Origin of the sequence: Enterobacter cloacae complex sp. (genome assembly GCF_900322725.1) — a bacterium.
Classification (GTDB): Bacteria; Pseudomonadota; Gammaproteobacteria; order Enterobacterales; family Enterobacteriaceae; genus Enterobacter; species Enterobacter quasihormaechei.
Map to the genome: position 1 here is coordinate 3,008,480 of NZ_LT991957.1, position 15,101 is coordinate 3,023,580.

Sequence of the window (15,101 nt, forward strand, 5' to 3'; positions counted from 1 at the left end):
TTTTGGGCATCTCATGAAGCATCTCACTCTCCTCGGCTCGACTGGCTCTATCGGTTGCAGCACTCTTGACGTTGTTCGTCATAACCCTGACAGCTATACCGTGACCGCTCTCGTGGCCGGAAAAAACGTGCAGCGAATGGTCGAGCAATGTCTGGAGTTTACCCCCCGTTTTGCGGTGATGGATGATGAAGAGAGCGCCCGGCAGGTGAAAGCGCTGTTACTGGAGAAGGGCAGCCGTACCGAGGTGCTCAGCGGGCAACAGGCGGCCTGCGATATGGCGGCGCTGGATGAGGTTGATCAGGTGATGGCGGCAATTGTCGGGGCGGCGGGTCTTCTGCCGACGCTTGCCGCTATTGATGCGGGAAAAGATGTCCTGCTCGCGAACAAAGAGTCGCTGGTTACCTGCGGACGCCTGTTTATGGAGGCGGTAAAACAGCGTGGGGCGCGTCTATTGCCGGTCGATAGCGAGCACAACGCGATTTTTCAGAGTTTGCCTCAACCTTTTCAGCAGAACCTGGGGTACGCTGACCTCGAGCAGAATGGGGTTGTGTCGATTCTGCTTACCGGGTCTGGTGGCCCGTTCCGTGAAACGCCACTGTCTGAACTGCGCGCAATGACGCCGGATCAGGCGTGTCGCCATCCGAACTGGTCGATGGGGCGTAAGATCTCCGTCGATTCGGCCACCATGATGAATAAAGGTCTGGAATACATTGAAGCTCGCTGGCTGTTTAACGCGTCGGCGAAACAGATGGAAGTGCTGATCCACCCGCAGTCGGTGATTCACTCAATGGTGCGCTATCAGGACGGCAGCGTGCTGGCGCAGTTGGGCGAACCGGATATGCGTACGCCTATTGCTCATTCGATGGCGTGGCCAAACCGCGTGAAATCCGGCGTAAAGCCGCTCGACTTTTGCAAGCTGAGTTCACTGACATTTAGCGAGCCGGATTACGACCGATATCCGTGCCTGAAGCTGGCGATGGCGGCGTTCGATCAGGGGCAGGCGGCGACAACAGCGCTTAATGCAGCCAATGAAGTGACCGTTGAAGCCTTTCTGAATCAGCAGATCCGCTTTACTGATATCGCCGCGTTGAATTTAACCGTGCTGGAGATGATGGATCTGCGTGAGCCACAAAGTGTGGAAGAGGTGCTGGCCGTGGATGCACAGGCACGCATTGTTGCGCGTAAACAGGTGACACGTCTCGCAAGCTGGTGATAAAGCAAGCACTAGTCGTCGTGCTATTTGTTAGCGTTGGGCTTCAGTGATATAGTCTGCGCCACCTGATCGCAGGTATTTGGCTTTAAGTGGTCAGGTAAGCCGTGGTTTGACACGGCTTTTTTATGTATAGGCTTCAGTATTCCTGTGTACCGTTAAATCCTTTCAGGGACTAAAAACGCGTTATGTTGTCTGCGAATCAACCAATAAGCGAAAACTTGCCAGCACATGGCTGTCGCCATGTTGCAATCATCATGGATGGCAATGGCCGCTGGGCGAAAAGACAAGGGAAGATACGAGCCTTTGGGCATAAAGCTGGGGCGAAATCTGTTCGCCGCGCCGTTTCTTTTGCCGCCAATAACGGCATTGATGCGTTAACGCTCTATGCTTTTAGTAGTGAAAACTGGAATCGACCTGCGCAGGAAGTGACTGCGTTGATGGAACTGTTTGTGTGGGCGCTCGATAGCGAAGTAAAAAGCCTGCACCGCCACAACGTCCGCCTGCGTATTATTGGCGAAACCAGTCGTTTTAACTCACGTCTACAGGAACGGATTCGCAAAGCAGAAGCGCTGACGGAAAATAATACCGGCCTGACGCTCAATATCGCGGCGAATTACGGCGGACGCTGGGATATTATCCAGGGGGTTCGGCATTTGGCTGAGCAGGTTCAGGAAGGGCTGCTAAGACCCGACCAGATTGATGAAGAGGCGCTGAGTCAGCAAATCTGCATGAATGAACTGGCACCCGTGGATTTGGTTATAAGGACAGGGGGGGAACATCGCATCAGTAACTTTTTGCTGTGGCAAATTGCCTACGCCGAACTTTACTTTACGGATGTTCTTTGGCCAGATTTTGATGAACAAGACTTTGAAGGTGCGCTGCATGCCTTTGCCAATCGAGAGCGTCGTTTCGGCGGCACCGAGCCTGGTGGCGATAACGCCTGATGGGGGTAGCTTTTGCTGAAGTATCGCCTGATTTCCGCTTTTGTATTAATACCCGTCGTTATCGCAGCGCTGTTTTTACTGCCTCCGGTGGGATTCGCTATTGTTACGCTGGTGGTGTGTATGCTCGCCGCGTGGGAATGGGGGCAGCTTAGCGGCTTTACCTCGCGCACTCAGCGGGTATGGCTGGCGGTACTCTGTGGTTTTTTACTGGCCCTGATGCTGTATACCTTGCCTGAATACCATCACGACGTTCACCAGCCGCTGGTGGCCGGATCTTTATGGATATCGCTGGCGTGGTGGATTGCTGCGCTTGTTTTAGTGCTTTTCTATCCGGGCTCTGCGGCAATCTGGCGTAACTCTAAAGTGTTGCGCCTTATTTTTGGCCTGCTCACCATCGTTCCGTTTTTCTGGGGAATGGTTGCGCTGCGCGCCTGGCACTATGACGAAAACCACTACAGCGGCGCGATATGGCTGCTTTATGTCATGATTCTCGTCTGGGGGGCTGACTCCGGGGCCTATATGTTTGGTAAACTGTTTGGCAAACATAAGCTGGCGCCAAAAGTTTCTCCAGGTAAAACCTGGCAAGGCTTCATCGGCGGCCTGTTTACGGCGGCGATCATCTCCTGGGGCTATGGCGTCTGGGCGAATCTTGAGGTTGCCCCCTCAACGCTGCTGATATGTTCGATTTTCGCGGCGCTGGCATCGGTACTGGGTGATTTAACCGAGAGTATGTTTAAGCGTGAAGCAGGGATTAAGGACAGTGGTCACCTGATTCCAGGACACGGCGGAATACTGGATCGCATTGACAGCCTGACAGCGGCTGTTCCAGTGTTTGCTTGCCTGCTTTTACTGGTGTTTGGGACGATATAACGGAAGGTTTTATGCTGAGCATTCTCTGGAATCTGGCGGCGTTCATTGTTGCACTGGGTGTACTGATTACCGTGCATGAATTTGGCCATTTCTGGGTTGCCCGGCGCTGTGGTGTGCGGGTAGAGCGATTCTCGATTGGCTTTGGCAAATCGCTCTGGAAGCGCACCGATAAGCATGGCACCGAGTTTGTCATTGCTCTGATTCCTCTGGGCGGCTACGTCAAAATGCTCGACGAACGCGTTGAGCCCGTCGCCCCGGAACTTCGACATAGCGCGTTTAACAACAAAACGGTTGGACAACGTGCTGCCATCATCGCTGCCGGCCCGGTAGCCAATTTCATCTTTGCTATCTTCGCCTACTGGCTGGTGTTTATCATCGGCGTGCCTGGCGTGCGCCCGGTTGTGGGCGAAATCACCACGGGTTCCATTGCGGCAACGGCGCAAATTGCACCGGGAATGGAACTTAAAGCGATTGATGGTATCGAAACCCCTGATTGGGATGCCGTGAGGTTACAATTGGTCGCCAAAATCGGTGATGAGCAGACAACCGTCAGCGTATCGCCTTTTGGTTCCGACCAGCGGCAGGAAAAAGTGCTGGATTTACGCCACTGGCGCTTCGAGCCTGATAAAGAAGATCCCGTCGCCGCACTGGGGATTCGCCCGCGCGGCGCGCAGATCGAGCCGGTGTTAGCCGAAGTACAGTCTCATTCGGCGGCAAGTAAAGCAGGTTTACAAGCGGGTGACAGGATCGTTAAAGTCGATGGTCAACCATTAACACAATGGATGACCTTTGTTACTCTGGTGCGCGATAATCCAGGCACGCCGCTCGCGCTGGAAGTGGAAAGGCAGGGGAGTTCGCTCTCGCTGACCCTCACCCCGGATACCAAATCGGGCGGCGGTAAGGCGGAAGGGTTTGCCGGCGTTGTGCCGAAAGTGATCCCACTGCCAGATGAGTACAAGACAATACGCCAGTATGGGCCGTTTAGCGCCATCGTTGAGGCCACGGATAAAACATGGCAGCTGATGAAGCTAACGGTCAACATGTTGGGGAAATTGATAACCGGTGATGTCAAACTGAACAACCTCAGTGGGCCAATTTCGATTGCTCAGGGGGCTGGGATGTCAGCGGAGTTCGGGGTGATTTACTATCTCATGTTCCTTGCGCTGATTAGCGTGAACCTGGGGATAATCAACCTGTTCCCGCTTCCCGTATTAGATGGGGGCCATCTGCTGTTTTTAGCGATTGAAAAGCTAAAAGGCGGACCGGTATCCGAGCGAGTTCAAGACTTTAGTTATCGCATTGGCTCGATTTTGCTGGTGCTGTTAATGGGGCTTGCACTTTTCAATGATTTCTCTCGGTTGTAAGAGAGTTAGTTAGGAAGAACGCATAATAACGATGGCGATGAAAAAGTTGCTCATAGCGTCGCTGCTGTTTAGCAGCGCGACCGTATACGGTGCTGACGGGTTCGTAGTGAAAGATATTCATTTCGAAGGCCTTCAGCGTGTCGCCGTTGGTGCGGCCCTCCTCAGTATGCCTGTGCGCCCCGGCGATACGGTTAATGATGAAGATATCAGTAACACCATCCGTGCTCTGTTTGCCACCGGCAACTTTGAGGACGTCCGCGTCCTGCGCGATGGTGATACGCTGGTGGTTCAGGTAAAAGAACGTCCAACGATTGCCAGCATCACTTTCTCCGGTAACAAGTCGGTGAAAGATGACATGCTCAAGCAGAACCTTGAGGCATCGGGTGTTCGTGTGGGGGAATCACTGGATCGCACAACGCTTGCAGACATTGAAAAAGGTCTGGAAGACTTCTACTACAGCGTCGGTAAGTACAGCGCGAGCGTGAAAGCGGTTGTCACTCCGCTGCCGCGTAACCGTGTTGACCTGAAGCTGGTCTTCCAGGAAGGTGTTTCTGCGAAGATCCAGCAGATCAACATCGTGGGTAACCACGCCTTCAGCACCGACGAACTGATCTCCAACTTCCAGCTGCGTGACGAAGTACCGTGGTGGAACGTGGTGGGCGATCGTAAATACCAGAAACAGAAGCTGGCGGGTGACCTTGAAACCCTGCGCAGCTACTACCTGGATCGCGGTTACGCCCGTTTCAACATCGATTCAACTCAGGTGAGTCTGACTCCGGACAAGAAAGGTATCTACATTACCGTTAACATCACAGAAGGCGATAAGTACACGCTTTCGGGTGTAGAAGTCAGCGGCAACCTGGCAGGGCATTCAGCTGAAATTGAATCTCTGACCAAAATTCAGCCGGGCGATCTGTACAGCGGTTCTAAAGTGACCAAAATGGAAGACAGCATTAAGAAGCTGCTCGGCCGTTATGGTTATGCGTATCCGCGCGTGCAAACGCAGCCGGAAATTAACGACACGGATAAAACCGTTAAGCTTCACGTTAACGTTGATGCGGGCAACCGTTTCTACGTGCGTAAGATCCGCTTCGAAGGTAATGACACCTCCAAAGATTCCGTTCTGCGCCGTGAAATGCGCCAGATGGAAGGGGCATGGCTGGGAAGCGATCTGGTAGACCAGGGTAAAGAGCGTCTGAACCGTCTGGGCTACTTCGAAACGGTTGATACCGATACGCAGCGTGTACCGGGCCGTCCGGATCAGGTTGACGTTGTTTATAAAGTTAAAGAACGTAATACCGGTAGCTTCAACTTTGGTATTGGTTACGGTACTGAAAGTGGCGTGAGCTTCCAGGTTGGCGTTCAGCAGGATAACTGGCTGGGTACAGGCTACTCTGTCGGGATCAACGGGACGAAAAACGACTACCAGACCTATTCTGAGTTCTCCGTAACTAACCCATACTTCACCGTTGACGGTGTAAGCCTGGGCGGTCGTATCTTCTATAACGACTTTAAAGCGGACGACGCGGACCTCTCCTCGTATACCAACAAGAGTTATGGTCTGGATGGTACGCTCGGCTTCCCGGTTAACGAATACAACACCCTGCGTGCAGGTTTAGGGTACGTGCATAACGACCTGTCCAACATGCAACCGCAGGTGGCGATGTGGCGTTATCTGGATTCCATCGGCCAGTCGGCGAGTACGTCCAGCGATGACAACGGTTTCGCCGCGGATGACTTCACCTTCAACTACGGTTGGACCTACAACCGTCTTGACCGTGGTTTCTTCCCAACGGAAGGTTCACGCGTCAACCTGAACGGTAAAGTGACGATCCCGGGCTCCGATAACGAGTTCTATAAGGTCACGCTGGATACGGCGTCCTACTTCCCAATTGATGACGACCACAAGTGGGTCGTGCTGGGTCGTACCCGCTGGGGCTATGGTGACGGTATCGGAAGCAAAGAACTGCCGTTCTATGAGAACTTCTACGCCGGTGGTTCAAGCACCGTTCGTGGCTTCCAGTCCAATAACATTGGTCCGAAAGCGGTTTACTACGGCGGTAATGACGAAGATAACTGCGCAAGCCGCGATCCTAAACAGGTCTGTAGCTCTGATGATGCGGTAGGTGGTAACGCCATGGCCGTGGCGAGCCTCGAGTTCATCACGCCGACGCCGTTTATCAGCGATAAGTACGCGAACTCTGTCCGTACCTCCTTCTTTATGGATGCAGGTACGGTGTGGGATACCAACTGGGAGAACACCGCCCAGATGCGTGCAGCGGGCGTTCCGGACTACAGCGATCCGGGCAACATTCGCATGTCCGCAGGTATCGCATTACAATGGATGTCACCGCTGGGGCCGTTGGTCTTCTCTTACGCCCAGCCGTTTAAGAAATACGATGGAGACAAAGCGGAGCAGTTCCAGTTTAACATTGGTAAAACCTGGTAATAATCCGCTGCAATGGAATGCGTTGGCAGTGTAGCGCTGACAACCGGCGATCGGTAAAACGGTCGCCTTGCCACGCAAAGAACGGCACCCCACGGGTGCCAATGGGATGGTAAGGAGTTAATTGTGAAAAAGTGGTTATTAGCTGCAGGTCTCGGTTTAGCGATGGCAACTTCTGCTCAGGCAGCGGACAAAATTGCAATCGTCAACATGGGTAATTTGTTCCAGCAGGTCGCGCAGAAAACCGGTGTTTCTGCAACGCTGGAAAACGAATTCAAAGGCCGTGCGAGCGAACTGCAACGTATGGAAGGTGATCTTCAGTCCAAGATGCAGCGTTTACAGCGTGATGGTTCTACCATGAAAGCGAGCGAGCGCAGCAAACTGGAAAAAGACGTCATGTCTCAGCGCCAGACCTTCTCTCAGAAAGCGCAGGCTTTCGAGCAGGATCGTCAGCGTCGTTCTAACGAAGAGCGTGGCAAGCTGGTGACTCGCATTCAGTCTGCCGTTAAAGCAGTAGCAGCCGATCAGAGCATCGATCTGGTTGTTGATGCGAACGCCGTTGCATTCAACAGCAGCGATGTTAAAGACATCACCGCTGATGTTCTGAAACAGGTTAAATAAGTAATGCCTTCAATTCGACTGGCTGATTTAGCTCAGCAGTTGGATGCAGAATTACACGGTGATGGCGATATCGTCATCACCGCTGTTGCGTCCATGCAATCAGCTAAAGCAGGCACTATTACCTTCATGGTAAGCCCTAAGTACCGTGAACACCTGGCCCAGTGCCAGGCGTCTGCCGTTGTTCTGACGCAGGACGATCTTCCGTTTGCCGCTTGCGCTGCGCTGGTAGTGAAAAATCCCTACCTGACGTATGCACGTATGGCCCAAATTCTTGATACCACGCCGCAGCCGGCACAGAACATTGCAGCCAGTGCTGCGATTGATCCGACGGCGCAGTTGGGTAACAACGTAGCAGTCGGCGCAAACGCCGTTATCGAGTCCGGCGTTGTGCTGGGCGATAACGTGGTGATTGGCCCTGGCTGCTTTGTTGGAAAAAATACGAAAATTGGCGCAGGGACTCGTCTGTGGGCCAATGTTTCTGTCTACCATGAGGTTGAGATTGGCGAGCATTGTCTCGTTCAGTCCAGCACGGTGATTGGTTCTGACGGATTTGGTTACGCCAACGATCGGGGTAACTGGGTTAAGATCCCTCAGCTGGGTCGCGTGATTATTGGCGATCGCGTTGAGATCGGCGCGTGCACAACCATTGACCGTGGTGCGCTTGACGACACCATTATTGGTAACGGTGTTATCATTGATAACCAGTGCCAGATTGCACATAACGTTGTGATTGGCGACAATACCGCAGTTGCGGGTGGTGTTATCATGGCAGGCAGCCTGAAAATTGGCCGCTACTGCATGATTGGCGGTGCCAGCGTGATCAATGGCCATATGGAAATATGCGACAAAGTCACGGTGACGGGGATGGGCATGGTGATGCGTCCTATCACTGAGCCCGGCGTTTACTCCTCGGGTATTCCGCTGCAACCGAACAAGGTCTGGCGTAAAACAGCTGCTCTGGTGATGAATATTGATGATATGAGCAAGCGACTCAAAGCGATTGAGCGCAAAATCGATCAACAAGACTAAGCGTTCATCCGTTTAACGCTAAATTTCCCGGCCTGTCGGCTTTGTTTATAAACCGGCAGGCCGTGTTATTATTGCTACTTAGTACATTTGACAGGAAGAGTATTTTGACTACTGACACTCATACTCTGCATATTGAAGAGATTTTAGAACTTCTGCCGCACCGCTACCCGTTTTTGCTGGTAGACCGTGTGCTGGATTTTGAAGAAGGTCGTTTTCTGCGCGCAGTGAAAAATGTCTCCGTTAACGAGCCGTTCTTCCAGGGGCACTTCCCTGGTAAGCCTATCTTCCCGGGTGTGTTGATCCTGGAAGCGATGGCACAGGCTACTGGTATTCTGGCGTTTAAAAGCGTAGGTAAACTGGAGCCGGGTGAACTCTATTACTTCGCGGGTATCGATGAAGCGCGCTTTAAGCGTCCGGTCGTGCCTGGTGATCAAATGATCATGGAAGTCACTTTTGAAAAAACGCGTCGCGGCCTGACTCGCTTTAAAGGCGTAGCTATGGTTGACGGCAAAGTTGTTTGCGAAGCGACAATGATGTGTGCGCGTAGCCGGGAGGCCTGATACGTGATTGATAAATCCGCCTTTATTCATCCTACCGCCATTGTGGAAACGGGTGCCATCATTGGCGCAAACGTCCACATTGGCCCGTTTTGTATCGTTGGACCCCAAGTCGAAATTGGTGAGGGTACAGTACTGAAATCTCACGTTGTGGTGAATGGTCATACGACTATTGGCTGCAATAATGAGATCTATCAGTTCGCCTCCATCGGCGAAGTTAACCAGGATCTTAAGTATGCTGGCGAACCGACCCGTGTGGAAATCGGCGATCGTAACCGCATTCGCGAAAGCGTCACCATTCATCGTGGTACAACGCAAGGCGGTGGATTGACGAAGGTGGGCAGCGACAACCTGTTTATGGTTAATGCGCATATTGCACATGACTGTACCGTGGGTGACCGCTGTATTCTCGCCAACAACGCAACGCTGGCGGGACACGTATCGGTTGATGACTTCGCAATTATTGGCGGCATGACCGCAGTCCATCAGTTCTGCATCATTGGTGCACACGTGATGGTTGGCGGATGCTCCGGTGTGGCGCAGGACGTCCCACCGTTTGTGATTGCGCAGGGCAACCATGCCACGCCGTTTGGCGTGAACATCGAAGGCCTCAAGCGTCGTGGCTTCAGCCGCGAAGCGATTACAGCGATCCGCAACGCGTACAAATTGCTGTACCGTAGCGGTAAAACGCTGGAAGAGGCGAAGCCGGAAATTGCCGAACTGGCGAATAAGCACGATGAAGTGAAGGCGTTCATGGAATTCTTTGAACGTTCCACGCGTGGTCTGATTCGTTAATGGTCGACAGTCGTCCGCTTACCATCGCCCTGGTCGCCGGAGAAACCTCCGGCGATATTCTTGGTGCAGGTCTTATCCGTGCGCTGAAAGCCCGCGTACCCAACGCCCGCTTTGTTGGCGTGGCTGGTCCGCTGATGCAGGCCGAGGGCTGTGAAGCCTGGTACGAAATGGAAGAGCTGGCCGTGATGGGCATCGTCGAGGTGCTGGGGCGCCTGCGTCGTCTGCTGCATATCCGCGCCGATCTTACCCGCCGTTTTACCGACCTCAAACCCGATGTGTTTGTCGGTATTGATGCGCCTGATTTCAATATTACCCTTGAAGGGAACCTGAAAAAGCAGGGTATCAAAACTATCCATTACGTCAGTCCGTCCGTCTGGGCGTGGCGACAGAAACGCGTTTTCAAAATCGGACGGTCCACCAATCTGGTGTTGGCTTTTCTGCCTTTCGAAAAAGCGTTTTACGACAGATTTAACGTCCCGTGTCGTTTTATCGGCCATACCATGGCGGATGCCATGCCGCTGGATCCGGATAAAAACGCCGCGCGTGACGAGCTGGGCATCCCGCACGATGTACACTGTCTGGCGCTGCTGCCGGGAAGCCGGGGCGCGGAAGTGGAAATGCTCAGCGCTGATTTCCTGAAAACGGCGCAAATTCTTCGCAAGACTTACCCCGATCTTGAAGTGGTGGTGCCGCTGGTGAATGCCAAACGCCGCGAGCAGTTTGAGCGTATCAAAGCCGACGTTGCTCCGGATCTTCACGTCCGCCTGCTGGACGGGAAAGGGCGTGAGGCCATGTTTGCAAGCGATGCCGCGCTGCTGGCTTCCGGCACGGCTGCGCTGGAGTGTATGCTGGCAAAATGCCCAATGGTGGTCGGTTATCGCATGAAGCCGTTTACCTTCTGGCTGGCAAAACGTCTGGTGAAAACAGATTACGTATCTCTGCCAAACCTGCTTGCGGGTCGCGAGCTGGTGAAAGAGCTGTTGCAGGATGAATGCCAGCCGCAGGCGCTGGCAGATGCATTACTGCCGCTGCTGGCCAACGGTAAAACCAGCCACCAGATGCACGATACGTTCCGTGAGCTGCATCAACTGATCCGCTGTAATGCTGATGAGCAGGCAGCCGATGCGGTGCTGGAGTTAGCACAATGATGGAATTTATCTATCCCCATACCCACCTCGTTGCCGGTGTGGATGAAGTTGGTCGTGGCCCGCTGGTGGGTGCGGTCGTGACCGCGGCGGTGATCCTCGATCCCGCCCGCCCGATCGTGGGCCTGAACGACTCGAAAAAACTGAGCGAAAAGCGTCGCTTGGCGCTGTTCGATGAAATTAAAGAGAAGGCGCTGGCCTGGAGTCTCGGGCGCGCAGAGCCGGAAGAGATCGACGATCTGAACATTCTGCATGCCACCATGCTGGCGATGCAGCGTGCCGTTGCGGGCCTGAAGATTGTGCCCGAGTATGTGCTGATTGACGGTAACCGTTGCCCGGCGCTGCCGATGCCTTCAATGGCTGTTGTTAAAGGCGATAGCCGCGTCGCAGAAATCAGCGCGGCGTCAATCATTGCCAAAGTGACGCGCGACGCCGAAATGGCCGCGCTGGACCTCACCTATCCCGCGTATGGTTTCGCCCAGCATAAGGGATATCCAACGGCTTTCCATCTGGAAAAGCTGGCTGAACATGGCGCAACTGAACATCATCGGCGCAGTTTTGGCCCGGTGAAACGCGCGCTGGGACTGGTGTCCTGAATCAAGACGCAAGCAATTAAGTAACGCGGGATTTGAAGATGGCTGAACCACGTTTCGTACACCTGCGGGTGCATAGCGACTACTCCATGATCGATGGGCTGGCTAAGACCGGGCCGCTGGTAAAAAAGGCGGCCTCGCTTGGCATGCCTGCGCTGGCGATCACCGATTTTACCAACCTGTGTGGCCTGGTGAAGTTCTACGGAACGGCGCATGGCGCAGGATTAAAACCCATCGTCGGCGCGGATTTTCACGTGCAGAGCGACCTGCTCGGCGATGAGATGACGCAAATATCCGTGTTAGCCATGAATAACACGGGTTATCAGAACCTCACTCTGCTGATTTCGAAAGCCTACCAGCGCGGCTACGGTGCGCTGGGTCCGTGGATTGACCGCGACTGGCTGGCGGAGCTGAACGAAGGTTTGCTGCTGATCTCCGGCGGCCGTATGGGCGATGTCGGCAAAAGCCTGCTGCGCGGTAACAGCGCGCTGGTGGATCAGTGCGTCTCGTTCTACGAAGAGTATTTCCCGGATCGCTATTATCTGGAGCTGATCCGCACCGGGCGCGCAGACGAAGAGAGCTATCTGCATGCGGCAGTCGCCCTCGCGGAAGCGCGTGGCCTGCCTGTGGTGGCCACCAACGACGTGCGCTTCCTCGAGGCGGGCGATTTTGACGCGCACGAAATCCGCGTTGCGATCCATGACGGCTTTACCCTCGACGATCCGAAACGCCCGCGCAACTACTCCTCGCAGCAGTACATGCGCAGCGAAGAAGAGATGTGCGAGCTTTTCTCGGACATCCCGGAAGCGCTGGAAAACAGCGTAGAAATTGCCAAGCGCTGTAACGTCACCGTACGTCTCGGCGAATACTTCCTGCCGCAGTTCCCGACGGGCGACATGACCACGGAAGATTTCCTGGTCATGAAATCGAAAGAGGGCCTTGAAGAGCGTCTGGAATTCCTCTTCCCGGATGAAGCGGTCCGTAAAGAGAAGCGTCCTGAATATGACGAGCGCCTGGATATTGAACTCCAGGTGATCAACCAGATGGGGTTCCCGGGCTACTTCCTGATCGTGATGGAGTTCATCCAGTGGTCGAAGGATAACGGCGTGCCGGTAGGCCCGGGCCGTGGTTCCGGTGCCGGCTCGCTGGTGGCGTATGCGCTGAAAATCACCGACCTCGATCCGCTGGAATTTGACCTGCTGTTCGAACGTTTCCTTAACCCGGAACGTGTCTCCATGCCCGACTTCGACGTCGACTTCTGCATGGAAAAACGCGACCAGGTGATTGAGCACGTGGCCGATATGTACGGTCGTGATGCGGTTTCGCAGATCATTACCTTCGGTACGATGGCGGCGAAAGCGGTTATCCGCGACGTGGGCCGCGTGCTGGGCCACCCGTACGGTTTCGTCGATCGTATCTCGAAGCTGGTGCCGCCCGATCCGGGCATGACCCTGGCGAAAGCCTTTGAAGCCGAACCTCAGTTGCCGGAAATCTACGAAGCTGATGAAGAAGTCAAAGCGCTGATCGACATGGCGCGCAAGCTCGAAGGCGTGACGCGAAATGCCGGTAAGCATGCGGGGGGCGTGGTTATCGCCCCGACCAAAATTACTGACTTCGCGCCGCTGTACTGCGACGAAGCGGGCCAGCATCCGGTAACCCAGTTCGACAAGAACGACGTGGAATACGCCGGGCTGGTGAAGTTCGACTTCCTCGGCCTGCGTACGCTCACCATCATCAACTGGGCGCTGGAGATGATCAACGCCCGCCGTGAGAAGAACGGCGAGCCGCCGCTGGATATCGCGGCTATCCCGCTTGATGACAAGAAAAGTTTCGACATGCTGCAACGCTCGGAGACGACAGCCGTCTTCCAGCTTGAATCCCGCGGCATGAAAGATTTGATTAAGCGTCTGCAACCAGACTGCTTCGAAGATATGATCGCGCTGGTGGCCCTGTTCCGTCCGGGCCCGTTGCAGTCGGGGATGGTGGATAACTTCATCGACCGTAAACACGGGCGCGAAGAGATTTCCTACCCGGACGTGCAGTGGCAGCATGAAAGCCTGAAACCGGTACTGGAGCCGACCTACGGCATCATCCTGTATCAGGAACAGGTCATGCAGATCGCCCAGGTGCTTTCTGGTTACACCCTTGGCGGCGCGGACATGCTGCGTCGTGCGATGGGTAAGAAAAAGCCGGAAGAGATGGCCAAGCAGCGTTCCATCTTTGAAGACGGGGCGAAGAAAAACGGCGTCGATGGCGAACTGGCGATGAAAATCTTCGACCTGGTGGAGAAATTCGCCGGGTACGGATTTAACAAATCCCACTCCGCCGCCTATGCTTTGGTGTCGTATCAAACGCTGTGGCTCAAGGCCCACTATCCCGCTGAGTTTATGGCGGCGGTCATGACCGCCGATATGGACAACACCGAGAAGGTGGTTGGCCTGGTGGACGAGTGCTGGCGCATGGGGCTGAAGATCCTGCCGCCGGATATTAACTCGGGTCTGTACCATTTCCACGTTAACGATGACGGGGAAATCGTCTACGGGATCGGCGCGATCAAAGGCGTGGGTGAGGGGCCGATCGAGGCGATCATCGAAGCGCGTAATAACGGCGGCTATTTCCGTGAGCTGTTCGATCTGTGCGCCCGTACCGATACTAAAAAACTGAACCGCCGCGTGCTGGAAAAACTGATCATGTCCGGCGCGTTTGACAGGCTGGGGCCGCACCGCGCCGCGCTGATGAACTCGCTCGGCGATGCGTTGAAGGCGGCCGATCAGCATGCGAAAGCGGAAGCCATTGGCCAGGCGGATATGTTCGGCGTGCTGGCGGAAGAGCCAGAGCAGATCGAGCAGTCCTATTCCAACTGCCAGCCGTGGCCAGAACAGGTAGTGCTGGATGGAGAGCGGGAAACGTTAGGTCTGTATCTGACGGGGCACCCGATCAACCAGTATCTTAAAGAAATTGAGCGCTATGTCGGCGGCCACAGGCTTAAAGACATGCATCCGACAGAACGTGGTAAAATCACCACGGCTGCGGGGCTCGTGATTGCTGCAAGGGTAATGGTCACCAAGCGCGGCAATCGTATCGGCATCTGTACCCTGGATGACCGTTCCGGGCGTCTGGAGGTGATGTTGTTCACCGACGCGCTGGATAAATACCAGCAATTGCTGGAAAAAGACCGCATACTTATCGTCAGCGGACAGGTCAGCTTTGATGACTTCAGCGGGGGGCTTAAAATGACCGCCCGCGAAGTGATGGACATTGACGAAGCCCGGGAAAAATATGCTCGCGGGCTTGCTATCTCGCTGACGGACAGGCAAATTGATGACCAGCTTTTAAACCGACTCCGTCAGTCTCTGGAACCCCACCGCTCGGGGACCATTCCAGTACATCTCTACTATCAGAGGGCGGATGCACGTGCGCGGTTGCGCTTTGGTGCAACGTGGCGTGTCTCTCCGAGCGATCGTTTACTGAACGATCTCCGTGGCCTCATTGGTTCGGAGCAGGTGGAACTGGAGTTTGACTAA

The 15,101-nt window shown here is 54.4% G+C and carries 12 protein-coding genes; all 12 read left to right on the forward strand.

The features are described from left to right. Positions 1-13: 13 nt before the first annotated feature. The 12 genes from ispC (at position 14) to dnaE (ending at position 15,101) form a co-directional block, all read left to right on the forward strand. Positions 14-1,213, forward strand: a complete 1,200-nt coding sequence (gene ispC, locus DBR02_RS14870; protein WP_107534732.1) for a 1-deoxy-D-xylulose-5-phosphate reductoisomerase — start codon at positions 14-16, stop codon at positions 1,211-1,213. A 185-nt stretch (positions 1,214-1,398) separates the two neighbouring features. Further along, the gene (gene ispU / locus DBR02_RS14875; RefSeq protein WP_003856176.1) at positions 1,399-2,157 is read left to right on the forward strand and encodes a (2E,6E)-farnesyl-diphosphate-specific ditrans,polycis-undecaprenyl-diphosphate synthase; all 759 of its coding nucleotides are present in this window, start codon (positions 1,399-1,401) and stop codon (positions 2,155-2,157) included. A gap of 12 nt (positions 2,158-2,169) precedes the next feature. Continuing rightward, positions 2,170-3,027, forward strand: a complete 858-nt coding sequence (gene cdsA / locus DBR02_RS14880; protein WP_023299368.1) for a phosphatidate cytidylyltransferase — start codon at positions 2,170-2,172, stop codon at positions 3,025-3,027. Between the two features lie 11 nt (positions 3,028-3,038). Further along, positions 3,039-4,391, forward strand: coding sequence for a sigma E protease regulator RseP (gene rseP / locus DBR02_RS14885; RefSeq protein WP_063450594.1), 1,353 nt, complete (start codon positions 3,039-3,041; stop codon positions 4,389-4,391). 31 nt (positions 4,392-4,422) lie between these two features. Then, positions 4,423-6,840: an outer membrane protein assembly factor BamA gene (gene bamA / locus DBR02_RS14890; RefSeq protein WP_063450593.1), complete on the forward strand. Its 2,418-nt coding sequence runs from the start codon at positions 4,423-4,425 to the stop codon at positions 6,838-6,840. Between the two features lie 123 nt (positions 6,841-6,963). Next, positions 6,964-7,458 (forward strand): molecular chaperone Skp, encoded by a 495-nt coding sequence (gene skp, locus DBR02_RS14895; RefSeq protein ID WP_006810039.1) that lies wholly within the window; start codon positions 6,964-6,966, stop codon positions 7,456-7,458. A 3-nt stretch (positions 7,459-7,461) separates the two neighbouring features. Continuing rightward, entirely contained in the window at positions 7,462-8,487 is a 1,026-nt protein-coding gene (gene lpxD / locus DBR02_RS14900; protein WP_107534733.1) for a UDP-3-O-(3-hydroxymyristoyl)glucosamine N-acyltransferase, read from the forward strand. Positions 8,488-8,591: 104 nt separating this feature from the next. Continuing rightward, on the forward strand, positions 8,592-9,047 hold the full coding sequence (fabZ, locus tag DBR02_RS14905; RefSeq protein ID WP_003856165.1) for a 3-hydroxyacyl-ACP dehydratase FabZ: 456 nt from the start codon (positions 8,592-8,594) through the stop codon (positions 9,045-9,047). 3 nt (positions 9,048-9,050) lie between these two features. Further along, the gene (gene lpxA / locus DBR02_RS14910) at positions 9,051-9,839 is read left to right on the forward strand and encodes an acyl-ACP--UDP-N-acetylglucosamine O-acyltransferase (protein WP_102750363.1); all 789 of its coding nucleotides are present in this window, start codon (positions 9,051-9,053) and stop codon (positions 9,837-9,839) included. Beyond that, entirely contained in the window at positions 9,839-10,987 is a 1,149-nt protein-coding gene (lpxB, locus tag DBR02_RS14915; protein WP_063867503.1) for a lipid-A-disaccharide synthase, read from the forward strand. The genes lpxA and lpxB overlap by 1 nt, the downstream gene beginning before the upstream one ends. Then, on the forward strand, positions 10,984-11,580 hold the full coding sequence (rnhB, locus tag DBR02_RS14920) for a ribonuclease HII (RefSeq protein WP_006810035.1): 597 nt from the start codon (positions 10,984-10,986) through the stop codon (positions 11,578-11,580). The genes lpxB and rnhB overlap by 4 nt, the downstream gene beginning before the upstream one ends. A 38-nt stretch (positions 11,581-11,618) precedes the next feature. Continuing rightward, the gene (gene dnaE / locus DBR02_RS14925) at positions 11,619-15,101 is read left to right on the forward strand and encodes a DNA polymerase III subunit alpha (protein WP_107534734.1); all 3,483 of its coding nucleotides are present in this window, start codon (positions 11,619-11,621) and stop codon (positions 15,099-15,101) included.

Coding starts and splice junctions, on each gene's coding strand:
- rseP (WP_063450594.1), top strand. CDS start 3,039: ATGCTGAGCATTCTCTGGAATCTGGCGGCGTTCATTGTTGCACTGGGT.
- ispC (WP_107534732.1), top strand. CDS start 14: ATGAAGCATCTCACTCTCCTCGGCTCGACTGGCTCTATCGGTTGCAGC.
- lpxD (WP_107534733.1), top strand. CDS start 7,462: ATGCCTTCAATTCGACTGGCTGATTTAGCTCAGCAGTTGGATGCAGAA.
- rnhB (WP_006810035.1), top strand. CDS start 10,984: ATGATGGAATTTATCTATCCCCATACCCACCTCGTTGCCGGTGTGGAT.
- ispU (WP_003856176.1), top strand. CDS start 1,399: ATGTTGTCTGCGAATCAACCAATAAGCGAAAACTTGCCAGCACATGGC.
- bamA (WP_063450593.1), top strand. CDS start 4,423: ATGGCGATGAAAAAGTTGCTCATAGCGTCGCTGCTGTTTAGCAGCGCG.
- lpxB (WP_063867503.1), top strand. CDS start 9,839: ATGGTCGACAGTCGTCCGCTTACCATCGCCCTGGTCGCCGGAGAAACC.
- dnaE (WP_107534734.1), top strand. CDS start 11,619: ATGGCTGAACCACGTTTCGTACACCTGCGGGTGCATAGCGACTACTCC.